Below are 22,821 nucleotides of genomic sequence, written 5' to 3' on the forward strand. Positions count from 1 at the left end.
AATGCGCGGCGGCGTCGGAATCCGGTACGGAGTGCTCGTCCTGATGACGGCCATGATCCTGGTGCCGTTCATCGGCATCATTCTGGCCGCCCTGCATCCCCCCGGCGCGCAGCTCGACGGGCTGAGCATCCCGGACCGGTGGTCGTGGGAGAACTTCGCGCTCGCCTGGGAGCGGGGCAACTTCACCGCCCTCATGCGCTCGAGCCTGCTGATCGCGGTCTGCGTGGTGCCGCTCTCGGTGGTGCTGGCCACGCTCGCCGCCTACGGGCTGGCGATCCTCAAGGTGTGGGGCCACCGGACGCTGTCGTTCGGGTTCGTGCTGGGGCTCACGCTGCCGATCGAGGTCATCGTGGTGGCGCTCTACTTCAACCTGCGCGAGGTCGGGCTCACCAACTCCTACACCGGCATCATCCTCGCCGAGGCGGCGTTGTTCATGCCGTTCGGGGTGTACTGGATGCAGACGCACTTCTCGAACGTGCCCGGCGAGCTCGTCGAGGCGGCGCGCATCGACGGCGCCAGGGATCTCATCGTGCTGGCGCGGGTGCTGCTGCCGATCTCGTGGCCGGCGATCACCACGCTGTCGGTCCTGTACTTCATGTGGTCATGGAACCAGTTCATGCTGGTCCTGGTCATGATGCAGGACCCGGACCGGCGCACCGCACCGGGCGGCCTCGGACTCTTCGTCGGCCAGTACACCACCGACATCCCGTTGCTGGCGGCGGCCTGCTTGATCGTCATCGCGCCGATCGTCGTCGTGTACCTCATCTTCCAGCGCAGCTTCGTCAACGGGATCACCCAGGGCGCCATCAAGGGCTGATCGCGCCCCTCACGGAGGCCGAGGTCCCCTCGGCGAGCGCCGTCCGTGCCTCCCTCAAGGGACCCCGGCCACGGTCGGCGGGCGGTTGCCGGTGGCGCTGGAGCGCTCGTTCCTCCCTCGCTGCCCGGCCTCCTCGGCCAGGACCTGACCGGGTCGTTGCTCTCCGCCCGTTCATGGACGACGCCGCGCGGATGGATCGGGGCGGGCAGACTGGGTGGCATGCTCGCCGCATTGACCGGTGTGGGCCTGTCCACGGCCGCCGGGTTGAACGCCTACATCCCGCTCCTGGTCGTAGGCGTGCTGTCGAACGTGACCGACGCCGTGAAGCTCCCCGACGGCTACGCGTGGCTGTCCAACTGGGGCGTGCTCGCGATGATCGCGGTGCTGCTGGCCGCGGAAATGGTCCTCGACAAGGTGCCCGCCGTCGACAGCGTCAACGACGCCATCCAGACCGTCGTGCGCCCGGCGTCGGGCGGCGTGGTCTTCTCCGCCACGAACGCGGCCGCCGAGCTGGAGAACTCCACGTGGATGACCGAGAACCCGTGGGCCGGATGGTTGCTGGGGATCATGGTCGCGCTGGCTGTGCACGCGATGAAGGCGGCGGCCCGCCCGGTGATCAACGCGGGGACGGCGGGGGTGGGCGCCCCGGTCGTGAGCACGGCGGAGGACGCCGGAGCGTTCGGCATGAGCCTGATCGCGGTGTTCGCCCCGATCCTGGTGATCGTCGCCCTGCTGGTGCTCGCCGTGCCGGCGTGGTGGCTGATCAGAAGGGTGCGCCACTTCCGGGCCCGCAGGCGCGCGGCCCGAGGTCAGCCTCCAGGATGATCCACACTCACTCTGCGGGCGGATCCGCCGCTGCTCACGCGCCTCATATGGTGCTCCCAGGTTAGCGAACAACCTGATGAGACGTGTGAGCGTCACGCGGCCCCCAACCCCTGCCACGCTCACACCAACAGGCCCGGCGGTGGCATCCGCGCCGCCGGGCCTCTCAGAGGCGCAAGCTCCGCAGCCACCCGCCCACGAGAAGCGTGAACTCGGCGGGGCGCTCCTCGTGCAGCCGATGGCTGGAGCCCTCCCAGCACACGATCTTGGACGCGGGATCCTTCAGCAGGCCGGCCTCCCAGTCCGCCCGGCCCGGATCCGCCCAGATCGACAGCACCGGGCACTGCCGGCGTGCCAGGTAGTCGTCGCTCGCGGGCCTCAGCCCGATGGCGTCGGGCCCCACGAACAGGGCCTCGAACGCCTGGGCGAGCACATGCGGCGGCATGCCGTACAGCCGGCGCTTGTGCCAGCGCCTGATGACGGCGGGCGTGGCGGCGTTCGTGCACCACTCGTCGATCGCCTCGGCGGCGGCGTGGGGGTCCTCACCGCGCAGGCCCTCGATCAGCCGGGGGAAGCCGCGGGCGATGTCGGCGGTGATGCCGTAGCCGGGATCGAGGACGACGAGAGCGCGTACCCGTTCCGGGTGCTCGACGGCGAGGATGGACACGACCTGGGCGCCCATCGAGTGCCCTATGGCGACGACCCTGGGGATGCCGAGGCGGTCGAGGAGGGCGTGCAGGTCCTCGGCCATCATGCGCGGCGTGTTGCCCGTCTCCGGGACCGACGAGTAGCCGTGCCCGCGCAGGTCGGCGGCGATCACGCGGTATCCGGCGGCGGTCAGCGCGTCGATGTGCCACGACCACTGGTGGGAGTCGGTCCCCCAGCCGTGGACGAGCAGCAGCGGCGGCCCGTCGCCGCTCCCGTCATCGGTATAGAAGAGCCTGACATTTCCGCCGACGTCCGCGTACGGCATGACTCACCCCGCCTCTCCCTCGTTGGGGCGAGGCAGCAGCGCCGACTCCCCCGCGGTCCACCCGCCGTCGATGGCGAGCTCCGCGCCGGTGACGTACGAGGCCGCGTCGGACAGCAGGAACGCGATCGCCTCCGCGACCTCCTCCGGCTCGCCCCAGCGCCCGGCCGGGGCCAGGGGGAAGGTGCCTTCGCCCGACACGGCGCCGAACTGGTGCGTCATGGGCGTGACGATCATGCCGGGATGGACGGAGTTGACGCGGATGCGGTCCCGGCCGAACTCCAGGGCGGCGATCTTCGTGAGGCCGCGCACGCCCCACTTGGAGGCGCCGTACCCGCCCGTGCCCGGCAGCGCGAAGAGTCCCGCGACCGACGACAGGTTCACGACGGCGCCGCCGCCCGACTCTCGCATGGCGCCGACCACGGCCTTGAGCCCCAGGAAGACGCCCACCAGGTTGACCTGGAGCACGCGCTCGAACTCCTCGAGCGACTGCTGCTCGATGGGCTGCAAAGTGGCGATGCCGGCGTTGTTCACCAGGCCGTCGAGCCGCCCGTACTCCTCCACCGTCCGGGCCACCACCGTCGCCCACTGGTCCTGGTCCGTCACATCGTGCCGGATGAAGCGGGCGTCGAGGTCCTTGGCGGTGGCCGCACCCTCCTCGACGAGCACGTCCGTGAGCACGACGCGGGCACCGGCCGCGACGCAGCGCCGCGCGGTCGCCGCGCCCATCCCCCTCGCGCCACCGGTGATGATCACGATCTTGCCGTCAAGCACGGGCCCCACCCCTTTCCGCCTGCGATCCGCAAATATGTGAACTGAAGCACAGCCCCCTGGATGGATCAAGTGCTTGCTTGGGTGAGCGCGCCAAGACGCCTCCGGCGCACTATCCTCTAGGCATCAACACCAATGGGAGGTGGCGGAGATCGGCGAGGTTCTTGTCATCGTGCTGGTGATCCTGGCGTTCCTGCTGCTGTTGGCGGGCGTGGGCATCTACTTGCTGGTCAAGGTGGGCAAGAAGGCGGCAGGCAAGGCCAAGCAGGCCGCGACGCGGCTGTCCACGCACGTCAACGCGATGGGCACGGGCGACGCCGCCGAGGTCGAGCGGCTCCGGCTCGACCTGCGCCGCGAGGTGGCCCTCACCCGCCAGGCCGTCGAGCAAGCCCAGCAGCAGGGCTGGGGGCTGGGCGACCTGCCGCGGCTCCTGGCCGACCTGACGGCGCAGGCCGACGTGCACGACGGGCAGCTCGGGATGTACGCCCAGCAGCGCCGCGTGTCGCCGTACGTCGACCACGCCACCCTGGACCGGCTGCGCCAGCACCAGGCCAAGCTGACGGCGATGTGCGCCCGCATCCGCGCCGACCTCCTCGGCGACCAGGTGCACCACACGGGCTCGGGGATCGCCGACCTCACCTCCCGCACGGACCTGGAGATCGAGGCCCGCCGCCGCCCGCCGGACCCGCTGGACGAGATCGACGAGCTCTACCGCCGCACGATGCAGGAACGCAAAGACCTCCCCTGACGACTACGGACCGTGGCAGGATGGATTCATTCGAAGTGCCGAGACGCGTCGCGAAGGTCACTCGCTCCCAGGCCTGAAGTGAAGGTCGGGGCTTGCCTCGTTCGTCGGGGTGGGGCCGGAGTGACCAGACCCAGCCACCACGCAATGGGAGGTGACCTTGGTGGCTACGTTGGACACACGTCAGCAGATCCACTCCGCCGTGCTTCCTCAGCGGCGGACCCTGGAATCCGCGTCAGCAGACACCCCCCGGAGCAGGAACGAAACGGGACGCGGACGTCTTCGGGCAGCGGAGTGTCCAACATGGTCGAGGGGAGACCTGCACGGCTTCACCTGGCCGTGCGGGCGTCACCCGCGCAAGCGGCGTACGCGGTCGTGAGGCCGCAACCCGTGCCATCCCGCGTGCTTCTGGCTGCGGGGTGGCACGGCATACCTTGACGCCGTTTCGCCTGGACAGCGAGACGGCTTTCCCTGCGCCACTACGCGGGAGTTCTTTCCTCTCCGCCCTGAAGGCTGGAGTATCCGCGGATGAATTCAAGATGACCACGGCTCTTCCCGAATGGCTGTATCCCGGCCCTGCCGGTGGCTGGACCTCCGACATGCTCGATCATCTCCCTCCCGACGCGCCCCGGCACGTCGAGTTGATCGACGGGGCGCTCGTCATGAGGCCACCGCAGAGCCTCTTCCACATGCTCGCGGTCGGACGGTTCGAGCACTCCCTCGAGCCGCCCGCGCATCTCGCGGTCATTCGCGAGATGACGATCACTTTGGGTCCGCGCCAGCGGCCGGAGCCGGACATCCTCGTGGTTGACAAGGCGACGCTCTCCCTTGAGACCACCTCCTTCACGCCAGAGGCCGTGTACCTTGTGGCTGAGGTCGCTTCCGTGGAATCCGTGGAGAGGGATCGGACCACGAAGCCGATCAAATACTCGAACGCGGGGATCAAATACTTCTGGCGGGTGGAGGAGGAAGACGGGCTTCCCGTGGTTTACACCTTCGAGCTCGAGCCTGCGGTCAAGGCCTATGTCCCCACCGGCATCCACCGCAAGCGGCTGCAGACCAACATCGGCTTCGACGTGGACATCGACCTCACGTTGAACTGGCCACCGGCCTAGGCGCGGCTCCACTCCCCATAGATCAGCGTGGCGAGTTCGGCCTCCGTGGCCGCTTTGCTGGCCATCGCCTTGGTGGCCTGGGCCTGCGCTCTGGTGGGGAGCAGGCCTTCGAGCAGGACGGGCAGCGACAGGCGCCGCAGCAGCACCTCGGACTCCGAGATCCCGTACGGCCTGCGCGCCACGGACACGTTCACCCGCAGCGCGTGCTCGTTCCCCGGCGGGACGCCCGGACGGTCGATCTCGATGGCGGAGTAGCGGAAGCCGTTCGCCAGGTTGCAGGCGGCGCACGCGGCCGGGCCCCTGCTCAGCCTGGCGCCGCATTCGGCGCAGGTCAGCCGGTCGTAGGCGGCGTCGACCACGCGCCAGGGGTGCTTGCCGGGCTCGTCGACGACCATCTCGGCGATGAGCCGCTCATCGAGCGGCTCGGTCGTGCCGAACTCGCGCTCCAGGAAGGCCCTCCAGCCCTCCTCGACGATCTCGTCCACCAGCCCGGCGCACCGCGCGCAGCCGGGCGCTCCGGCGGGCTCCCAGTGGCCGCATTCCCCGCATCGTCGCATGCCCGCACGCTACAAGCCGGTCCGCGCCCGCCGCACCGCGTTATCGGTGCCCTCGGGCGGGATAAATCGGTTGCGGCGCCCGGCCGCGCCCCGGCATACTCTGCCGAGTTGATCGCTGCGACGCGAAGGGAGGGTGAGACCGTGATGACGACTGTTCGCGTGCCGTTTCCGCGTCCTCATTCCTTCCCACCGGGCGTTCGCTGAGCTGATCGGCGGGCCGGTGGGCCTCACATCTGGAGCAATCCCACCGTGCCCAAGCACTCACAGCACCGCAGCCGTGGCAAGCACGCCCTCGACGCCGACGACATCGAATGGCTCGAGAGCACACCCGTCAACACCGCCGATGACGGCCCGCCCGCGGGCGACCGCTGGTCCACCTGGGACCAGAGCACGCCCACGGAGAAGGGGCCCCGGCCGTACCCCGCCTGGCTGATCACCGAGCTGGCCGCCGTCGACACCGAGTACGGCGTGCTCAAGACCGGCAAGGAAGCCGACGTCCACCTGATCTCCCGTGGCGTGCCGGGCACCGATCGGGTGTGCCTGCTGGCCGCCAAGCGTTACCGCTCCGCCGAGCACCGCCTGTTCCACCGCGACTCCGGCTACCTGGAGGGCCGCGCTACCCGCGACGACCGCATGAACCGGGCCATGGCCAACCGCACCGCGTTCGGCAAGCAGGTGATCGCCGCCCAGTGGGCGGTCGCCGAGTTCGGGGCGCTGTGCCGGTTGTGGGCGCTGGGGGTTCCGGTGCCGTACCCGGTGCAGATCCTGGGGACGGAGATCCTGCAGGAGTTCATCGGGACCCCCGACGGGTACGCGGCGCCGCGGCTCGCCCAGGTGTCCGACGACCTGGACGGCCTGTGGAAACAACTGGTCGAGGCCATGGTCACACTCGCCAGGGAGGGGCTGGCCCATGGGGATCTGTCCCCGTACAACCTCCTGGTCCACGACGGCAGGCTGGTGATCATCGACCTGCCGCAGATCGTGGACGTGATCGCCCATCCGGCCGGTCCGTCGTTCCTCGACCGCGACGCCCGCAATGTCGCCACCTGGTTCGCCGCCAAGGGCGTCACGGCGGCCGACCCGGAGTCCCTCGCCGCCCTCCTGCGTACGGAGGCCGGGATCGCCCGTTGACTCCTCACCCACGGGCAGCGTGGCCGCGCACAACGGTATTCGCCGCAGCGCGGCGGCTCGCCGACCCGGTCGCAGCGCGTACACGCGGCGGCCTCGCCGTCGCGCCGCTCTGCAGGATCGCCGCCATAGTGCCGTTGCTCAGGCCTGATCCGTGGCTCTGCCCATGGAAGAGCGGCCCGTGGAAGAGCGGCCCGTGGAAGAGCGGCCCGTGGAAGAGCGGCCCGTGGAAGAGCGGCCCGTGGGAGAAACGACCGCGGAAGAGACGATGGCGGAGGCGCGACTCAAGCGGATGGACGGTCGAGGGCGTCGATGGTGGTGCGGAGCCAGGTCAGCTCGGCCTGGCTCGTGGCGTGGGCGATGGTCAGCAGCCCCTGCCGGAACGGGTCCCCGAACTCCTCGGCCGCCATCGGCCGGTCCCCGTCGTAGAAGAAGCTCGTCGGCTCCTCCAGGAAGGCCAGCCGCCTGCGCAGCACGGCCGCCTGCGCACGCGGCTCGCCCAGGTGGCGGAGGAATGCCAGCAGCGTGAACCACCGGTTCTCATCGCTGATGTCGAGCTCGTCCGGCTCCCGCAGCCGCCGCTCCAGCTCCTCACGCCCCTCGTCCGTCAGGTAGAGCACGCGCCGGGGCGCGGCGGCCGCTCCAGGCTCGTCCTTCCTGATCAGCCAGCCGGCCGCGGCCATGCGCTTGATCGCCGGGTAGAGCGTGCCGTCGGCCACCGGACGTACGTGCCCCATCAGGGCCGCCACCCGTCTACGCAGGTCGTAGCCGTGTAACGGCCTATCCCTGAGGAACCCGAGTATCGCCAGTTCCAACATGGCCATAAGCATATACCTCGGAGTCGATATATATTGGCTCCGATACATGAGGAGGCCTGTCATGCACGATGCCATCGTCCACCCCGGCGGCGCACGCATGCGCTGGGTGGAGCTGCCGGGCGCCGACCCGGCGCGTGTCTACATTCACGGCCTCGGCGCCACCTCGGCCCCCTACTACGCGGAGGTCGCCGCCCATCCCCTGCTGCCGCGCCACCGCTCCCTCCTGATCGATCTGCTCGGCTTCGGCATCAGCGACCGGCCGCAGGACTTCTCTTACACGCTCGAAGCTCACGCCGACACCCTGGCCGAGGCGCTGCGGAAGGCGGGGGTCGCCGGCGCGTCGGTGATCGCCCACAGCATGGGCGGCGCGGTGGCCATCGTCCTGGCCGCCCGCCACCCCGAGCTGGTCTCCAACCTGATCCTCGTGGACGCCAACCTCGACCCCCATCCCCCGGTCCCCGTCCAGCCGGGCAGCAGTGGCATCGCGAGCTACACCGAGGAGGCGTTCGTCTCGTACGGCTGGAAGGAGGTCCGTGACCGGGTGGGGCCGCACTGGTGGTCCACGATGCGGCTGGCGGACCCGCGCGGCCTGCACCGTACGGCCGTCAGCCTCGCCGAAGGGACCCACCCCACGATGCGCGAGATGCTGAAGGCCCTCCCGATCCACCGCGCCTTCCTGCACCCGGAGGGCGACGCGCCGGCGGCGGCCGACGACCTGCGCGCGGCGGGTGTCCAGGTCCTCGGCATCCCCGAGTCGGGTCACAACATCATGCTCGACAACCCCGAGGCCTTCGCCCGCACCATCAGAACCCTCCTCCCCTAGCCCGAGTGCACTTGCGGTGAGACGTCAAGGCATCAGCTACTCGTACCGCAATAGAGGTGTTCGCGCCGGTCATCCGGGTGAGCTGACACAGTTGATGCTCTTCGAGATGGTCGATGAGGAGCTGTCGGGGATCGGCTTCTCGATGGCGCCGACCTCCCCGGCCTTCCCGGGGACGGACGCCTGCAGCGCCGATCAGTATGGGTGATGGTTGGACTTGTTCATCCAAGCCGCGTACGCCTGGGCGCCGAGCTCGGGATGAATTTGCTCCATTTCGATCTTGCGCTGATCGAGGGGTCTCATGAAGTCTTCGTACTGGAAGGCGTCGTCGAAACCTATCTTCCGTGTCGCCTCCAGGTCCGAGCTGAAGTGCACGGCGTCGATCCTTGACCAGTAGATGGCGCTCATGCACATCGGGCACGGATAGCCGCTCGTATAGAGGGAACAGCCCATGAGCATCCTGGCCCGCTCGGGCAGCGGATCAGGCGACCCCTCGGGGCGTGGCACGAGCTCGAGCGTCGACTCGTTCTGGTGTTCCTCCGAGACGGAAGGCGCCATCGGATTCAGGGTCTGAATGGCCTTGCGGATCGCCTCGACTTCGCCGTGTGCGGTCGGATCGCCGGTGAGAAGGACGCGATTCTGCCCGCGGGCCAGAATTTCTCCGTCCATGACGATGACCGCGCCGAACGGACCGCCCCAGCCATGCGTCACGGACTCGGTGGCGAGCCGTACAGCTTCGGCCATGAAATCCTTGGGTGTCATTTGGCAACCTCCGGAAGGTAAAACACGGCTGAAACTTGGACACGATCAACCGTTATGCACTATTCGTCGCCGCACTTCTTCCCAGGGCGCCCCGGACTACACTTGCCCAGGTGAAACCTTATGTGAACCGCGGGCCCTGAGGTGATGGCGCCACCGTGGTGATCTCCTGGAAAGTCCGCGAGGGCCGCGAGATGGACTATCGGCGATGGCAGCAGAAAATAAATGAAGCCATTGCGATCCTTTCCCGGTTTCGAGGGCTCGGAAGTTTATCCGCCAATTCCTGGTGAGCAGCGTGCCTGGGTGGTCGTGTTCCGTTTCTCAAGCACCGGAGAATTGACCGGGTGCCTCGACTCGGAGACGCGAAGGAGACTGCTCGACGAGGTTCGCCCGCTGCTGGAGGAGCCGCCGGCACTTGCCCAGCGGGGGCGGCTCACTCTTCACGAACATGGCAGGCGTGCTGGTGATGCTGCTGTGCTTGGCGCTGCTCGTCGCCGTCTTCGGCCTGATCACCGGCCAGACGTATGCACCATGAGGGCGGCGCTTACTGCACCCCCGCCTCGCGCATGTCGCGGAGCTCGCGCTTGAGCTCCTTGATCTCGTCGCGCAGCCGGGCGGCGACCTCGAACTGGAGATCGGCCGCGGACTGGTGCATCTGCTCGGTCAGCGAATCGATCAACGACTCCATCTGGGCCCTGGGCATCTCGCCCGCGATGGCCTTGGCGTGCTGCCCGGCCTGCCGCGTCGCGAACCCGGGCACAGGGGCCTTGCCGCGTGACTGCTGCCGCCCGCCGCCGAGCAGCCGGTCGGTGTCGGCGTCCTCGCGCTGCAGCGAGTCCAGGATGTCGGCGATCTTCTTGCGCAGCGGCATCGGGTCGACGCCGTTGGCCACGTTGTAGGCGACCTGCTTGGCCCGCCGCCGGTTGGTCTCGTCGATCGCCCGCTCCATCGACGGGGTGATCTTGTCGGCGTACATGTGGACCTGGCCCGACACGTTACGGGCGGCGCGGCCGATGGTCTGGATCAGGGACGTCTCGGAGCGCAGGAAGCCCTCCTTGTCGGCGTCGAGGATCGCCACCAGCGAGACCTCGGGCAGGTCGAGGCCCTCGCGCAGCAGGTTGATGCCGACGAGCACGTCGAACTCGCCTCCCCGCAGCTCCCGCAGCAGCTCGATGCGGCGCAGCGTGTCGACCTCGCTGTGCAGGTAGCGGACCCGGACGCCGAGCTCCAGCAGGTAGTCGGTCAGGTCTTCGGACATCTTCTTGGTCAGCGTGGTGACCAGGACGCGCTCGTCGCGGTCCGCGCGCTCACGGATCTCGTGGACCAGGTCGTCGATCTGCCCCTTCGTGGGCTTGACGACGATCTCGGGGTCGACCAGGCCGGTCGGGCGGATGACCTGCTCGACGACGTCGCCCTTGACCCGGCCCAGCTCGTAGGGCCCCGGCGTGGCGGACAGGTAGACGGTCTGCCCGATGCGCTCCAGGAACTCCTCCCACTTCAGCGGCCGGTTGTCCATCGCCGACGGCAGCCGGAACCCGTGCTCGACCAGCGTGCGCTTGCGGGAGGCGTCGCCTTCGTACATGGCGCCGATCTGCGGCACGGTCTGGTGCGACTCGTCCAGGACCAGCAGGAAGTCCTCGGGGAAGTAGTCGAGCAGCGTGTTGGGAGCGCTGCCGGGCTCGCGCCCGTCCATGTGACGCGAGTAGTTCTCGATGCCGGAGCAGGTGCCGATCTGCCGCATCATCTCGATGTCGTACGTCGTGCGCATCCGCAGCCGCTGCGCCTCCAGCAGCTTGCCCTGCCGCTCCAGCTCCGACAGCCGCTCGGCCAGCTCCGCCTCGATCCCGGTCACCGCGGCCGCCATGCGCTGCTCGCCGGCGACGTAGTGGGAGGCGGGGAAGATGTAGAGCTCCTCGTCCTCGGTGATGACCTCGCCGGTCAGCGGGTGCATGGTCGACAGCTTCTCGATCTCGTCGCCGAACATCTCGATGCGCACGGCCAGCTCTTCGTACTTCGGGATGATCTCGATCGTGTCGCCGCGCACCCGGAACGTGCCCCGGGTGAAGGCCAGGTCGTTGCGCGTGTACTGCATGTCGACTAGGCGCCGCAGCAGCTGGTCACGGTCGACGTCCATGCCGACGCGCAGCCGGGCCATGCGGTCGACGTATTCCTGCGGCGTGCCCAGGCCGTAGATGCACGACACGGAGGCGACCACGATCGTGTCGCGGCGGGTGAGCAGCGAGTTGGTGGCCGAGTGGCGCAGCCGCTCGACCTCGTCGTTGATCGAGGAGTCCTTCTCGATGTAGGTGTCGCTCTGCGGGACGTACGCCTCGGGCTGGTAGTAGTCGTAGTAGGAGACGAAATATTCCACCGCGTTGTTGGGCAGCATCTCCCGCAGCTCGTTGGCGAACTGGGCGGCGAGCGTCTTGTTGGGCTGCATGACCAGCGCGGGCCGCTGCAGCCGCTCGATCAGCCAGGCGATCGTGGCCGTCTTGCCGGTGCCCGTGGCGCCCAGCAGGACGTTGTCCCTCTCCCCGGCCTTGACGCGGCGCTCCAGCTCGGCGATGGCCGTCGGCTGGTCGCCAGAGGGAGTCATCTCGGTGACGACCTCGAACGGCGCCACCTTCCGCTGCAAATCTGTGACCGGTCGCATGCTGCCACTGTAGGCGGCCGGGCTGACAGAATCCGCGTCAGGCCGACCGCTCGCCGATCCGCGGGAAGGGTGTGGTGGAGAACACCACCTCGACGGGGACCTCGAAGTAATCGGCGATCTTCAGCGCCAGGTAAAGACTGGGACTGTATTCGCCCCTCTCCAGGTAGCCGATGGTCTGGTAGTGCACGCCCAGGGCGTCGGCCAGTTGCCTGCGGGTCACGTTCCGCTCCGCGCGCAACAGCGCGATGCGGTTGTAGACGGTCTCGCTCATCACCGCGTATCTTCTCAGCCGATGCGCTGCATCGCCCGGTCCCTGCGCTCCTGCATCGCGGAGCCGGACTCGCGCCGGGCCATCCTGCGCAGGATCGGGGGTGCGATGAGCAGGCTCGCCACCGTCCACGCGCCGAGCACCAGGATCGTCTCGACCGGCCGCCAGGACCCGCCGATCTCCATGGCCGCCATCGAGTCCGGCAGGAGCGCCGAACGCATTCCGAGCCCCAGCCAGTACAGCGGGAATCCCTGCGCGACCGCCTGCAGCCAGCCCGCGAGAGCGGAGATCGGGTAGAAGATGCCCGAGATGGCGGTGAGCCCGCCGACGGTGAGCATCGACACCCCGGCGGCCGTCTGCGGACTGGTGGCCAGCGAGCCGATGACCGCGCCGAGGGGCAGGGTTGCCATCAGCGCGAGCAGCGTGATGCCCAGCACGGCGAGCAGGCCGCCGATCCCGGCGCGGGCCAGCTCCGGCATCAGGATCACCCCGGCCACGAGCACGATCACCATGCTGATCAAGGTCTGCAGCGTCAGCAGCGCGACCCGGCCGATGAGATAGCCGAGCATGCCCTGCGGGACCGCCTTGGCGCGCAGCAGGGTGCCGTCCTCGCGCTCGACGGCGATCGTGCCGACCGCGCCTATCAGTCCGTTGAACGCGGCGAGCATGCCGAGGATGCTCGGCAGCGTGAAACTGGCCAGGCTGATGGTGGTGCCGGGGACCGTCGCGTCACGCTGGAAGAACAGCACGACCACGATGGCGACCGTGGAGACGGCGTTGAAGCCGATGTCCTGCGGGTTTGTCAGGCTGTTCCTGAACTCGACCCAGCCTCTGTCCAGGCCGAGCCTGACGACGTGCAGCGCGGGGTTCACGCTTCCTCCCTCTTCAGGATCGCCATGTACGTGTCCTCGAGCGTGGCCCGGCGCACCTCCAGGTCGCCGATCTCGGTGCCGTGCTGCTCGAACAGCTCCCGCACGAAGCCGGTGGCGTCCTCCGTGGCGTGCACGAAGTGCTCGCCGCCGCGGCTCCAGCGCACTTGGGCGTCGCGGGAGACCTCGCGGGAGAGCCGGTCGGGGCTGCCGTCGGCGACGATCTTGCCGCCGGCCAGGATGAGGATCCGGTCGGCGAGCTTCTCGGCCTCGTCGAGGTCGTGCGTGGTGAGCAGGATGGTGGTGTCGTCGAGGTCGGACAGGCGGTGGACGAGGTCGTGGAAGTCGCGCCTGGCCTGTGGGTCGAAGCCGGCGGTCGGCTCGTCGAGGAAGAGCACCTCGGGCCGCCCCACGATGCCGATCGCGACGTCGAGCCGGCGCCGCTGGCCGCCGGAGAGCCGGTTGATCCGCTGGCCGGCCTGCTCGGCGAGCCCGACCGCCTCGATCAGCTCGGCGGTGTCGAACGGCGGCCGGTCCGGCCTCGCGTACGGCTCGTAGTATCGGCTCAGGTGGTGCAGCAGCTGGTGCACCCGCCAGCGGCCGTGGTCGCGCCACGATTGCAGCACCACGCCCAGCCTGGCCCGCCAGCGCTCGTCGCCGCGTACCGGCTCGGTGCCGAGCACCCGCACGCGGCCTCCTGAGGGCGCACGGAAGCCCTCCAGTATCTCGATCGTCGTGGTCTTGCCCGCGCCGTTCGGGCCGAGCAGGGCGATCACCTCGCCGGCGCCGACCGTGAAGTCGACGCCCCGCAGCACCTGCTTCGGCCCGTAGGCCATCCGCAGGCCGTTCACCTCGATGGCGGCCTCCGTGTTCACGTGATCGAGTCCGCCCACGAGCTCCCTCACTGCTCCCATGGACCCTCCAAGTAGTAGGTCTACTACATCAATAGCACACCTACTACATAAAGCAATAGACATGTGACACGCCATTGCAAGCGAACAGTAAGTGACACCCGATACCGTCGGATTCGCCTTGTAGCGGACAAAGGAAGGTTCCATGTCACGACCCAGAGAGGCCTTCATCCAGGCAGGTCAGGGCCTAGCCCAAGCGGTTGTCCAAGGGGGTGACGTACGACAGGCGATGGGGCAGGCCGTCGGGCAGGTCGTCGGCCAGGCGGGGCAACTGGCCGGCCAGGCTCCGGGCTTCACGCTGAATCCGCACGACTTCGCCGCGGCCCGCGACGGCGGAGTGTCCGTCGGCACCCTCATCGAGGCCAGGACGGCGTCGCTGAACGAGGCCGGCGAGATCGTCAACCGCAGCTTCGCCGAGAACGGCATGCATGTCATCTCCCCCGTGGTGATCCCCAAGGGCACCACCGCGAAGGTGATCGTGCCGCTGGGCATCCTGGTGGTGCTCGGCCTGATCGGCGCGCTCGGCAACGTCATCCCGAACACCGATCTGATCTTCGGCCCGCACTACTGGGTCGTGCTGGTCCTGGCCGCCGCGTTCCTGTGGTGGCGGCGCAGCGTGGTGATGGTGCCCGAGGGCTGCAAGGCGCTGATCACCAAGTTCGGCAAGCTGGTGCACATCGCGGACCCGGGCCGGGTGACGCTGTTCAATCCGTGGAAGCGGGTCAGCTACATCGTCAACACCACCCGCGAATACCCGTTCAACGCGCCGATCAGCGAGGCACCCACCCAGCAGGGCGTCAAGGCGAGCGTGGACCTGTTCCTGCAGTTCAGGATCGAGAACCCGGCGGAGTTCATCTTCGTGCTCGGCTCGGTCAGCGGCTTTCAGTCCAAGCTCCAGAACGCCATCAGCGAGGTCACCCGCTCCCTGATCTACGCCCAGCGCGCCGAGGAGATCTACGACCTCGTCGGCGAGAGCACGATGGGCATGCTGGAGAACCTCAACCAGCAGTTCCTGCCCGCCGTACGGCTCACCGACGTGAACATCACGCACGCCGAGCCGTCCAGCCAGGAGTACCGCATGGACCTGGCCGCCCCCGAGATGGTCCGCGTGGCCAAGGAGGCCTACACCTACGAGTACGAGCTGCAGCTGCGCAAGGAGCAGAACGAGGGCGACCTGGTCAAGGAGCTGGCGGGGCTGCAGGAGACGCTGAGCGCCATCCAGGCGGAGATCGCCGGATACCAGGCCCGCATGGACACCGCGCTCGAACGCGCCACCCACCAGGCCACGGCGCAGGCCAGGCAGCGCCTGGTCGAGGCCGAGTCCACGGCCAACGCCAACTCCGCGCTGCTGGAGGCGCAGGCGCTGGACATCAGGGCGCTGTCGGCCGCCGAGGCGCCCGAGATCCTCGACTACCGCTTCCAGCAGGACCTGCTGACCAAGCTGGAGTCGGTCGCCACCAGGCTGCCGCAGGTCGTGCAGGTGGGCGAGCAGACCGACATCGACTTCCTGGCCCTGGCGCAGCAGCTGGTGGGCGGCAAGGGCGCGGTCCTGTTCTCGCCCGAGGACATGGCCGCCATCCGCTCCAGGCTCGACGAGATCGGCGCGCGCGTGCAGGGCCGCGAGGACGAGATCAGCGCCCTGCTCAAGAAGGCCGCCGCCGACGTGACCGAGCCCCAGGCTCCGCCGGAGCCCGATCGTGACCTAGAACGGACGGTCGAGCGCCTGCTGCCGGGCGGCAGGCACCACGTACAGGGTGAGGGTGAGGTCTGATGACACGCGAGTTCTCGAAGATCAAGGAGTCTCTGGCCTCCTGGGGCGAGATCCGCCAGCTGCTGCGCGGCGGCGAGCAGGGACAGCTCGTGCCCGTCGTGATCCCCAAGGACCGGCGCGGCTTCACGTGGATGGCACTGGTGTTCCTGGCGGTCTACTTCGCCGGCATGGCGGCTCTGACCGACCTCACCGTCATCGCGGCGCTGGTGGCGCTGTTCTTCCTGCTCCTGGCGCTGCTCACGATGTGGCGCAAGGCGATCATCGAGATCGAGGAGGGCACCACCGGTGTGCGCAGCCGCTGGGGCGCCATCACCTCCACGCTCCCGCCGGGCCGCCACTACCTGTGGCTGCCGTGGGACCGGGTGGACGCGGTCGTCGACACCTCCACCGAGATCCCGTACTCGGCGCCGATCGTGGCCTGCCCCACAGCGGAGAACGTGCCGCTGAAGTCGATCGAGTTCTTCCTGAAGTTCCGCATCGTGGACCCCGTCGCGTTCGTCCGCACGATCGGCGCGGGCAACTTCGACCTCGTGCTGTCCAGCGCGGTGCAGGACGCGATCAGGCAGCGCAGCCGCCGGGTCAACACCGAGCGCGCGTACGACCTGCGCGGCTCCGACGTCGGCGACATGCAGGACGCGCTCAACCGCCAGCTCGGCCGGTACGGCGTGCGCGTCATGGGCGCCAACATCCCCGACGTCCAGCTGCCCGACCAGTACCAGCAGCACCTGGCCACCCGCGAGAAGGTCGCCAAGGAGCTGTCGGCCTACGAGCGCGAGTGGGAGCTGACCCGCAAGCGCCGCATCGACACCCTCCTGATGGAGATCGAGCGCTCCAAGAAGACCCGTGACGCCCGCGTGGTCGAGGTCAAGGCCGCCCACAACAACGCGCGCAAGAACGTGGCGCGCATGCTGGAGGAGCAGGAGACCGAGGCCCAGCGGGTCACGTGGGAGATCGAGGCGCGCGGCCGGGCCGACCTGACCTCCGCCGAGAACGAGGCCAAGGCGCTGCGCCGGCTGGCCGAGTCGTACCGGGACAACCGGGCCGTGCTGCAGTACGAGCTGGCCCGCAAGCGCCTCGACGTAGGCGCCAAACTGACGGAGAACGCACCCCAGCCGCTGATCGTACGCACTCAGCAAGGTCAGGCGGACTCCGCGCTCACCACCCTCCTCCTGGCCCAGTTGCTCCCCCGCATCTCGGGCACGGGAACCGGCCAAGTGAACGGCCACACACCTTCCTCATAGGAGAACCCCATGGTGTTCCGCAAGTTGATGGCCGCGTTCGGCGCGGGCGTCGAGGTAGACACAGTGTTGACCAACACGGGCGTGCGGCCCGGCGAACCGCTGCGCGGCGTCGTGCACTTCCGTGGCGGCAACTCCGACTACAAGGTCGAGGGCATCCACATCGACCTGACCGCGGTCGTTGAAATCGAGCAGGGCGACAACGAGTACAAGACGTCCTACAGCTTCCTGCGCCAGCAGGTCGCGGGGACGTTCCAACTGCCCGCGGGCGCGCAGCACCAGCAGCCTTTCGAGATCATGGTGCCGTGGGAGACGCCCATCAGCGCTATCGCCGGGCATCCCCTGCACGGCATGAAGCTGGGCGTGCAGACGGAGCTGGCGCTCGCGGGCGCGCTCGACAAGGGCGACCTCGACCCGCTGTTCGTCAGCCCGCTGCCCGCCCAGGAGCAGGTCATCGGCGCGCTCGACCGGCTGGGCTTCCAGTTCAAGAAGGCCGACCTGGAGCGCGGCACGCTGTACGGCTCGACGATGCCGTTCTTCCAGGAGATCGAGTACTACGCCGGCGGGCAGTGGCGGCGGCACTTCAACGAGCTGGAGCTGACGTTCATCGCCGGGCCGCGCCAGATGGACGTCATCCTGGAGGCCGACAAGCGGGGCGGCTTCCTGACCTCCAGCCACGACTCGTACAACCGATTCACGATCCGCTACGACGACCCGCCGAACTCGGCGGACGGCGCCCTGCAGCGCGGCCTGGAGCAGATGGCCCGCAAGCGCGGCTGGTTCTAGACCCGCGTCACCGCCAGCAGGTGGCCGCTGACCCCGAGGAGGGACGGCTCGGACTCCAGGCGGCGGGCGGCGTCGAGCAGCAGCTCGCGCCGCCCGTCGTCGTCCAGCCAGGCGTCGACGTCGCCGTAGAGCCAGAACGCGCCCTCCAGGCCGTAGCGGCGCGGCTCGGGCAGGCCGGCGTCGGCGAACTCGCCGAGGATCTCCTCCGGATCGTGGAGGTAGCCGCGGAATCCCTCCGTCCTGGGCGAGATCATAACTCCGGTCTGGAACGCGCGATAAGCGGCCGCCCGCTGGTCCTCATGGAGGAAGAGCCCGCGGTAGATGGTGTCGTGGACGGCCGCGTACCGGCTGATGTAGGCCGCGGCGACCACGCCGCCGGGGCGCACGGCGCGGCGGGCCTCGGCCAGGGCGCGCACCCGGTCGGCGCGCTCGGGCAGGTGGTAGAGCGGGCCCAGCAGCAGCGCCGCGTCCGCCTCCCCATCGGAGACCGGCAGGTCGCGGGCGTCGCCGAGGCGCGCGCTCACGCCGGGCAGCGCCGACGCCTCCGTCACGTGCAGCGGCACGGGATCTATCAGCTCGACGTCATAACCGCCGGCGGCCAGCCATTCGGCGTGCACGCCCGTGCCGCCGCCCACGTCGAGCACGCGTGCGGGCGGCGGCGGCAGCGTGCGCCGCAGCACGTCGCGGGTGCGCCAGAACTCCAGCCGGTTGCGCCCCTGCCGCAGCCTGGTCAGCTCGCCGCCGCGCTCGTAGTATCCCAGCACGTCAGGATCCAGGATCATGCCGAGGAATCCTACCGACCGGGTGATCGGGGCTCGAGGCAATATTCTCCGGCATCTTTCGCTACGTGATCGCTCTCTGGTGGTCGCACGGCCCCGGTCGTTACCATGACCACGGGAACTGACTGATCGTCGAACGACGGGGCGCGCGATGGCACGGTTCATGGCGTCGGTGAAGCGGGTCGCCCCATGGGCGGCGCGAAACGCCGACGGCGCGATAGCGCTCGGCCTGGCCATCGTGGTCGGCGCGCTCGGCATCATGCCCCCCGAGATCTTCGGCCAAAAGGGCCAGGACATCCAGCGCCAGCTCGTGACCGCCGCGACCCTGGTGATCATGGCGCTGGTGGCCACCGCGCTGCTGCGCGACCGCGCCCGCCAGGCTCCCGTCGAGAAGACGATCACCTCGGGCGTGCTGGCCGAGCTGCCGGTGCGGCTGGCCCGCATGGAGCAGATCGAGACGCTCGTCCACAGCACCCGCAGGGCCCTGGACTCGCTGCAGCTCGTCCGGGTGCTGGGCAGCCGGCAGGAGATCGCGCAGTCGCACGCCGAGGCGCGCAAGGACACCACCAGGTGGAGCTTCAAGGGCGGCACGGGCACCTACCTGCGGGCGGTCACCCTGCCCGCGTGCGTCGCCGCGGCCCGCAGGGACAAGCGCCACCTCACGGTCAGGGTCGAGGTCATCGACCCGTCCGACGCCGAGGTGTGCGAGACGTACGCCCACTACCGCCGCTCGCTGTCCGACATCCCCGACGGCACCGGCGAGACATGGACGACGGACCGGGTCAGGAAGGAGTCGTACGCGACGATCCTGGCCGCCTTCTGGCACCGCCAGCGCTACGGACTGCTGGACATCGCGGTCGGCCTGACGCGGACGATGACGACGTTCCGCTGGGACCTGTCGGCCACCCGCCTGATCATGACGGTCGAGGACCCGAACATGGCGATGACGGCGCTGGCGGGCACGTTCTTCTACGAGAACTGCGACACCGAGCTGCGGCTCAGCTTCGAGCAGGCGCGGCGGGTGCCGCTGGAGATGTACAAGAAGGTGCCGCTGAGCGACGAGCCCACCATCGAGGAGGTGCAGGAGTTGTTCGAGCGGATCGAGATGCCCCTGCCCAAGTCCTACAACGGCCGCGACGTCGTGGACATCGCCCGCAAGGCGCTGCGCGCCGTGGATCCTTATGGTGAGTCGCGTCCAGCGGCTCACCAACGAGACGGAACGTGAGTGCGGGCCATGAGCCGGCGTGAGGTCCACCGGCGGCTGCTCGACGGCCGGGCCCGGTCGTGGGCCCTCGATGTGCTGGCGGACGCGGACGGCCTGGCCGCGGTGCGCCACCCGCTGGGGTTCGTCTGCCTGCCACTGGAGCGCGACGGTGGCGAGGGGGTATGCCTGCATCTGTGGTCCGATTCGCTCGCGCACGCACAGAGCACGACGTCGCAGATCCACTGCCACAGCTGGGACCTGATCAGCCACGTGCTCTACGGCCAGATGCGCAACGTGCACGCTGAGGTCACCGACGCCGGCGCGGACGCCACGCATCGGGTGTTCGAGGTGGTCAGCGGGGCCGACGGCGACCGGATCTCGCCCACCCGCCGCACCGTGCGGCACGCGACGGGGCTGGTGGAGGTGTTCGGGCCAGGCGACACGTACACGCTGCCGGCCGGCCGCTTCCACAGCAGCGTCGTCCCCGAGGGCGGCGAGGCGGCCACGATCGCGCTCGGGCGCGGCCGGCCGGGCAGCCGCGACCTGTCGCTCGGGCCGCTCGGCGCCGGGCCGCACCACGTGTCCAGGCAGCCGCTGGACGCCAGGGAGACCGCTCTCGCCGTCCGGCTGATCACCGCGCACCTGACCTGAGGGGTACCCGATGGACCTGGATCACGCTCGCACGGTCGCCGTCGAGGCCGCCGAGGCCGCCGGGGCGCTGCTCCTGGAGGGCATGCGCGGCGCGGTCGGCGTCAGGGCCAAGGGCACCGCGGGCGACGTGGTCACCGATCTCGACCTGGCCTCGGAGAAGCTGCTGCTGGAGCGCATCCTGACGGCCTACCCGGCGCATTCGGTGATCGCCGAGGAGTCGGGGCTGGTCGGGGCGGCGGGCGGCGAGTGGACGTGGCTGGTCGACCCGCTGGACGGCACCAACAACGTGGCGATCGGGCTGCCCGCGTACGTGGTGGGCGTGGCGCTGTGCCAGGACGGACGTCCTGTGCTGGGCGTGGTGCACGAGCCCGTCTCCGCCGAGACGTGGTCGGCCATCCGGGGACGGGGGGCGACGGCCTCGTCAGGGGCACGTCTCGCGCCCCCGTACACGCCGAGGCCGCACGGGCCGCTGCTGGCCTGGACCCAGGGCTACAGCGTGGCCAGGGGCGACGACACCGTGCGGGCGCTCAGGTGGACGCTGGAGCGGCACGCGCGCCGGGTGCTGCAGCTGTGGGCGCCGCTGCTGGCGTGGGCGATGCTGGCGCGCGGCGACATCGACGGCATCGTCGGCTACCGGGCCGAGGCGGTGGACCTGCCGGCGGGCGCACTGCTCGCCCAGGAGGCCGGCATCGAGATCAGGGCGCTGGACGGCGGCCCGTTCGAGGCGTGCATCGACGCCCCGGCCGAGGACCGCAGCTTCGTCGCCGCCCACCCGCGCGCCCTCCCCGGGCTCCTCTCCCTCCTCCACTGAGGAAAAGTCCTCAGTTCTTGTGTGTCGAATGTCGATGAGTTCCGCGGCCGTTCGACGTCTATTTAGAGGGTGCCGAGAACGGCACGTGTGGAAGGGGAGCTCGACATGATGACCACCACCGAACTGGCGCAGGTGCTCTTCACGACCGCCCTGCAGCCGTCCGACGACGTGTCCCCGTACCAGATCCGCGAGGCCGTGGACGAGCGGCTGTGCGCGTGCGGCGGCGACCCGGCCCGGTGCGCGGCGTACGTGGCGCAGGAGGCCGGCGACCACCCCGAGACGTACGTGGCGAGGATGCGCTGGGCGCTCGGCGCGGTGGCCGGCGCCTACGAGCTGGCCGCCGCGTGAGCGCCGCTCAGCCGAACGCGACCAGCGCCCACACCGTGGTGGCCAGCCCCACGACGGCCAGCCCGGCACCGGTGAGCAGGAAGCGGCGCATCGGCACCTTGACCTCGTGGCGGCGGCACGACTCGAACCACAGCAGCGTGGCCAGCGACGCCCATGGCGTCACGACGGGGCCCACGTTCGTGCCGGCCAGCAGGGCCAGCAGGCGGTCCTGATCGCCGGCCGGGATGACCGCCGCGACCGCTTGGAAGGCGGGCAGGTTGTTGATCACGTTGGACAGCCCGGCGCCCACGGCCGCCGTCCGGTAGGGGTCGCCCTCGGTGCCGATCATCCAGGTCATCAGGGTGGACAGGCCGTGCGCGCTGAGCGTGGGCACCACCAGGAACAGCCCCGTCACGAAGATCACCAGCTGCCACGGGATCAGGCCCCAGGTCAGGCGCTTGCGGGCGCGGAGCAGGAAGGCGCCCACGACGATCGCGGCGGCCGCGGTGGCGGCGACGGCGACGTGCGCCTTGAGCAGCAGCATCGCGATGAACAGCAGGCAGCCTCCGGACGCGGCGGCGAACAGCACGCGGTCGGCGACCGGCTCCAGCACCGGCGGCGTGTAACGCAGGTCGCGCCGCTCGCCCCGGCGCCAGTAGAACGCCCACAGGAACGCCATCGTCACCGCGATGGAGGCGATCTGGGGCGCCCACATGCGGGCGGCGAACTCCTGGGCGTCGAGGCCGATCTTCTCCATGCCGAGCAGGTTCGTCAGGTTGGACACGGGCAGCAGCAGGCTCGCCGTGTTGGCCAGCCAGATCGTGGTCATGGCCAGGGGCAGGGCGGCGATGCGCGCCTTGGGGGCCAGGGCGAGCATGACGGGGGTGAGCAGGACCGCGGTCGTGTCCAGGTTCAGAAATATCGTGACAAAAGACGCGAAAGCCGCACAAAGAAAGAACAAGGCGGCATAGTTACCACGGCCGAACACCGCCATCCGCGCCGCGATGGCGTCGAAGACCTGGGCCTCCTTGGTCAACTCGGCCAGCACGATGATCGCGACCAGGAAGATCAGCAGCGGGCCGACCCCGTTCAGGCTCTCGACCGCGTCCTCCCACGGCAGCAGCCCGGTCGATGAGAAGACCAGCCCGAGAACCAGCAGCCCGATCCTGATCAGATCGAGCACGCCAAGACGCCGCCACACGTGACGATGATCGCACACAGTCTCCAAAAC

24 protein-coding genes are annotated in these 22,821 nt (G+C 69.4%); 13 read left to right on the forward strand and 11 right to left on the reverse strand.

What is annotated here, in order from left to right:
• The first annotated feature begins 1 nt into the window (after position 1).
• Both EJK15_RS14215 and EJK15_RS14220 read left to right on the forward strand, forming a co-directional pair.
• Complete coding sequence (locus EJK15_RS14215; protein ID WP_138710922.1) at positions 2-817, forward strand: carbohydrate ABC transporter permease; 816 nt, start codon at positions 2-4, stop codon at positions 815-817.
• A gap of 219 nt (positions 818-1,036) precedes the next feature.
• Positions 1,037-1,642 (forward strand): DUF4126 domain-containing protein, encoded by a 606-nt coding sequence (locus EJK15_RS14220; RefSeq protein ID WP_138710874.1) that lies wholly within the window; start codon positions 1,037-1,039, stop codon positions 1,640-1,642.
• A gap of 163 nt (positions 1,643-1,805) precedes the next feature.
• Here the strand turns inward: EJK15_RS14220 and EJK15_RS14225 are convergent, their stop codons facing one another.
• The gene (locus EJK15_RS14225; RefSeq protein WP_138710875.1) at positions 1,806-2,612 is read right to left on the reverse strand and encodes an alpha/beta fold hydrolase; all 807 of its coding nucleotides are present in this window, start codon (positions 2,610-2,612) and stop codon (positions 1,806-1,808) included.
• 3 nt (positions 2,613-2,615) lie between these two features.
• On the reverse strand, positions 2,616-3,383 hold the full coding sequence (locus EJK15_RS14230) for a glucose 1-dehydrogenase (protein ID WP_338089870.1): 768 nt from the start codon (positions 3,381-3,383) through the stop codon (positions 2,616-2,618).
• 139 nt (positions 3,384-3,522) lie between these two features.
• On the opposite strand from EJK15_RS14230, the gene EJK15_RS14235 reads away from it, so the two are divergent.
• Positions 3,523-4,128 carry a hypothetical protein gene (locus EJK15_RS14235; RefSeq protein WP_138710876.1) on the forward strand — a complete coding sequence of 202 codons (606 nt, stop codon included), beginning with the start codon at positions 3,523-3,525 and terminating at the stop codon, positions 4,126-4,128.
• 431 nt (positions 4,129-4,559) lie between these two features.
• The gene (locus tag EJK15_RS14240) at positions 4,560-5,240 is read left to right on the forward strand and encodes a Uma2 family endonuclease (RefSeq protein ID WP_338089871.1); all 681 of its coding nucleotides are present in this window, start codon (positions 4,560-4,562) and stop codon (positions 5,238-5,240) included.
• On the opposite strand, the gene EJK15_RS14245 is transcribed toward EJK15_RS14240, so the two are convergent.
• Positions 5,237-5,797, reverse strand: coding sequence for a hypothetical protein (locus EJK15_RS14245; protein ID WP_240776966.1), 561 nt, complete (start codon positions 5,795-5,797; stop codon positions 5,237-5,239). The genes EJK15_RS14240 and EJK15_RS14245 overlap by 4 nt on opposite strands.
• A 249-nt stretch (positions 5,798-6,046) precedes the next feature.
• Here EJK15_RS14245 and EJK15_RS14250 point away from each other — a divergent pair, with 249 nt between their 5' ends.
• On the forward strand, positions 6,047-6,928 hold the full coding sequence (locus EJK15_RS14250) for a serine protein kinase RIO (RefSeq protein ID WP_138710877.1): 882 nt from the start codon (positions 6,047-6,049) through the stop codon (positions 6,926-6,928).
• Positions 6,929-7,209: 281 nt separating this feature from the next.
• Here the strand turns inward: EJK15_RS14250 and EJK15_RS14255 are convergent, their stop codons facing one another.
• A complete protein-coding gene (locus EJK15_RS14255) occupies positions 7,210-7,743 on the reverse strand; it encodes a PadR family transcriptional regulator (RefSeq protein WP_138710878.1) in 534 nt (177 codons plus the stop codon).
• A 61-nt stretch (positions 7,744-7,804) separates the two neighbouring features.
• On the opposite strand from EJK15_RS14255, the gene EJK15_RS14260 reads away from it, so the two are divergent.
• Positions 7,805-8,566, forward strand: coding sequence for an alpha/beta fold hydrolase (locus EJK15_RS14260; protein WP_138710879.1), 762 nt, complete (start codon positions 7,805-7,807; stop codon positions 8,564-8,566).
• 192 nt (positions 8,567-8,758) lie between these two features.
• Here EJK15_RS14260 and EJK15_RS14265 read toward each other — a convergent pair whose 3' ends face one another.
• From EJK15_RS14265 to EJK15_RS14290, 5 genes are all read right to left on the reverse strand, one after another.
• Positions 8,759-9,325 (reverse strand): nucleoside deaminase, encoded by a 567-nt coding sequence (locus EJK15_RS14265; RefSeq protein ID WP_138710880.1) that lies wholly within the window; start codon positions 9,323-9,325, stop codon positions 8,759-8,761.
• A 541-nt stretch (positions 9,326-9,866) separates the two neighbouring features.
• The gene (gene uvrB / locus EJK15_RS14275; RefSeq protein WP_138710881.1) at positions 9,867-11,975 is read right to left on the reverse strand and encodes an excinuclease ABC subunit UvrB; all 2,109 of its coding nucleotides are present in this window, start codon (positions 11,973-11,975) and stop codon (positions 9,867-9,869) included.
• A gap of 37 nt (positions 11,976-12,012) precedes the next feature.
• Complete coding sequence (locus EJK15_RS14280; RefSeq protein ID WP_138710882.1) at positions 12,013-12,246, reverse strand: helix-turn-helix transcriptional regulator; 234 nt, start codon at positions 12,244-12,246, stop codon at positions 12,013-12,015.
• A gap of 14 nt (positions 12,247-12,260) precedes the next feature.
• The gene (locus EJK15_RS14285; RefSeq protein ID WP_138710883.1) at positions 12,261-13,115 is read right to left on the reverse strand and encodes an ABC transporter permease; all 855 of its coding nucleotides are present in this window, start codon (positions 13,113-13,115) and stop codon (positions 12,261-12,263) included.
• Positions 13,112-14,026: an ABC transporter ATP-binding protein gene (locus tag EJK15_RS14290; protein WP_138710884.1), complete on the reverse strand. Its 915-nt coding sequence runs from the start codon at positions 14,024-14,026 to the stop codon at positions 13,112-13,114. The genes EJK15_RS14285 and EJK15_RS14290 overlap by 4 nt, the downstream gene beginning before the upstream one ends.
• A 142-nt stretch (positions 14,027-14,168) precedes the next feature.
• Here EJK15_RS14290 and EJK15_RS14295 point away from each other — a divergent pair, with 142 nt between their 5' ends.
• Genes EJK15_RS14295 through EJK15_RS14305 form a run of 3 tightly spaced genes read left to right on the forward strand, consistent with a single transcriptional unit; the run spans position 14,169 to position 17,818 of the window.
• Entirely contained in the window at positions 14,169-15,794 is a 1,626-nt protein-coding gene (locus EJK15_RS14295) for an SPFH domain-containing protein (protein ID WP_138710885.1), read from the forward strand.
• Positions 15,794-17,035, forward strand: coding sequence for an SPFH domain-containing protein (locus EJK15_RS14300; protein WP_138710886.1), 1,242 nt, complete (start codon positions 15,794-15,796; stop codon positions 17,033-17,035). Before EJK15_RS14295 ends, EJK15_RS14300 begins: the two co-directional genes overlap by 1 nt.
• Before the next feature lie 9 nt (positions 17,036-17,044).
• A complete protein-coding gene (locus tag EJK15_RS14305) occupies positions 17,045-17,818 on the forward strand; it encodes a sporulation protein (RefSeq protein ID WP_138710887.1) in 774 nt (257 codons plus the stop codon).
• Here EJK15_RS14305 and EJK15_RS14310 read toward each other — a convergent pair.
• Complete coding sequence (locus EJK15_RS14310; RefSeq protein WP_138710888.1) at positions 17,815-18,600, reverse strand: class I SAM-dependent methyltransferase; 786 nt, start codon at positions 18,598-18,600, stop codon at positions 17,815-17,817. The two genes, EJK15_RS14305 and EJK15_RS14310, sit on opposite strands and share 4 nt — an antisense overlap.
• 148 nt (positions 18,601-18,748) lie before the next feature.
• Here EJK15_RS14310 and EJK15_RS14315 point away from each other — a divergent pair, with 148 nt between their 5' ends.
• The 4 genes from EJK15_RS14315 (at position 18,749) to EJK15_RS14330 (ending at position 21,611) form a co-directional block, all read left to right on the forward strand.
• Entirely contained in the window at positions 18,749-19,822 is a 1,074-nt protein-coding gene (locus EJK15_RS14315; RefSeq protein ID WP_240776967.1) for a hypothetical protein, read from the forward strand.
• Between the two features lie 9 nt (positions 19,823-19,831).
• The gene (locus tag EJK15_RS14320) at positions 19,832-20,452 is read left to right on the forward strand and encodes a hypothetical protein (protein ID WP_138710889.1); all 621 of its coding nucleotides are present in this window, start codon (positions 19,832-19,834) and stop codon (positions 20,450-20,452) included.
• A gap of 10 nt (positions 20,453-20,462) precedes the next feature.
• On the forward strand, positions 20,463-21,263 hold the full coding sequence (locus tag EJK15_RS14325) for an inositol monophosphatase family protein (RefSeq protein ID WP_138710890.1): 801 nt from the start codon (positions 20,463-20,465) through the stop codon (positions 21,261-21,263).
• Positions 21,264-21,368: 105 nt separating this feature from the next.
• A complete protein-coding gene (locus tag EJK15_RS14330) occupies positions 21,369-21,611 on the forward strand; it encodes a hypothetical protein (protein WP_138710891.1) in 243 nt (80 codons plus the stop codon).
• Between the two features lie 7 nt (positions 21,612-21,618).
• Here EJK15_RS14330 and EJK15_RS14335 read toward each other — a convergent pair whose 3' ends face one another.
• Positions 21,619-22,791, reverse strand: a complete 1,173-nt coding sequence (locus EJK15_RS14335) for an ArsB/NhaD family transporter (protein ID WP_240776968.1) — start codon at positions 22,789-22,791, stop codon at positions 21,619-21,621.
• Between the last annotated feature and the right edge of the window lie 30 nt (positions 22,792-22,821).

The sequence above is a fragment of the Nonomuraea basaltis genome (assembly GCF_005893125.1).
Taxonomy (GTDB): Bacteria; Actinomycetota; Actinomycetes; order Streptosporangiales; family Streptosporangiaceae; genus Nonomuraea; species Nonomuraea basaltis.

Coding starts and splice junctions, on each gene's coding strand:
- EJK15_RS14215 (WP_138710922.1), top strand. CDS start 2: ATGCGCGGCGGCGTCGGAATCCGGTACGGAGTGCTCGTCCTGATGACG.
- EJK15_RS14220 (WP_138710874.1), top strand. CDS start 1,037: ATGCTCGCCGCATTGACCGGTGTGGGCCTGTCCACGGCCGCCGGGTTG.
- EJK15_RS14225 (WP_138710875.1), bottom strand. CDS start 2,612: ATGCCGTACGCGGACGTCGGCGGAAATGTCAGGCTCTTCTATACCGAT.
- EJK15_RS14245 (WP_240776966.1), bottom strand. CDS start 5,797: ATGCGACGATGCGGGGAATGCGGCCACTGGGAGCCCGCCGGAGCGCCC.
- EJK15_RS14255 (WP_138710878.1), bottom strand. CDS start 7,743: ATGTTGGAACTGGCGATACTCGGGTTCCTCAGGGATAGGCCGTTACAC.
- EJK15_RS14260 (WP_138710879.1), top strand. CDS start 7,805: ATGCACGATGCCATCGTCCACCCCGGCGGCGCACGCATGCGCTGGGTG.
- EJK15_RS14265 (WP_138710880.1), bottom strand. CDS start 9,325: ATGACACCCAAGGATTTCATGGCCGAAGCTGTACGGCTCGCCACCGAG.
- uvrB (WP_138710881.1), bottom strand. CDS start 11,975: ATGCGACCGGTCACAGATTTGCAGCGGAAGGTGGCGCCGTTCGAGGTC.
- EJK15_RS14280 (WP_138710882.1), bottom strand. CDS start 12,246: ATGAGCGAGACCGTCTACAACCGCATCGCGCTGTTGCGCGCGGAGCGG.
- EJK15_RS14290 (WP_138710884.1), bottom strand. CDS start 14,026: ATGGGAGCAGTGAGGGAGCTCGTGGGCGGACTCGATCACGTGAACACG.
- EJK15_RS14295 (WP_138710885.1), top strand. CDS start 14,169: ATGTCACGACCCAGAGAGGCCTTCATCCAGGCAGGTCAGGGCCTAGCC.
- EJK15_RS14300 (WP_138710886.1), top strand. CDS start 15,794: ATGACACGCGAGTTCTCGAAGATCAAGGAGTCTCTGGCCTCCTGGGGC.
- EJK15_RS14305 (WP_138710887.1), top strand. CDS start 17,045: ATGGTGTTCCGCAAGTTGATGGCCGCGTTCGGCGCGGGCGTCGAGGTA.
- EJK15_RS14310 (WP_138710888.1), bottom strand. CDS start 18,600: ATGATCCTGGATCCTGACGTGCTGGGATACTACGAGCGCGGCGGCGAG.
- EJK15_RS14315 (WP_240776967.1), top strand. CDS start 18,749: ATGGCACGGTTCATGGCGTCGGTGAAGCGGGTCGCCCCATGGGCGGCG.
- EJK15_RS14320 (WP_138710889.1), top strand. CDS start 19,832: ATGAGCCGGCGTGAGGTCCACCGGCGGCTGCTCGACGGCCGGGCCCGG.
- EJK15_RS14325 (WP_138710890.1), top strand. CDS start 20,463: ATGGACCTGGATCACGCTCGCACGGTCGCCGTCGAGGCCGCCGAGGCC.
- EJK15_RS14330 (WP_138710891.1), top strand. CDS start 21,369: ATGATGACCACCACCGAACTGGCGCAGGTGCTCTTCACGACCGCCCTG.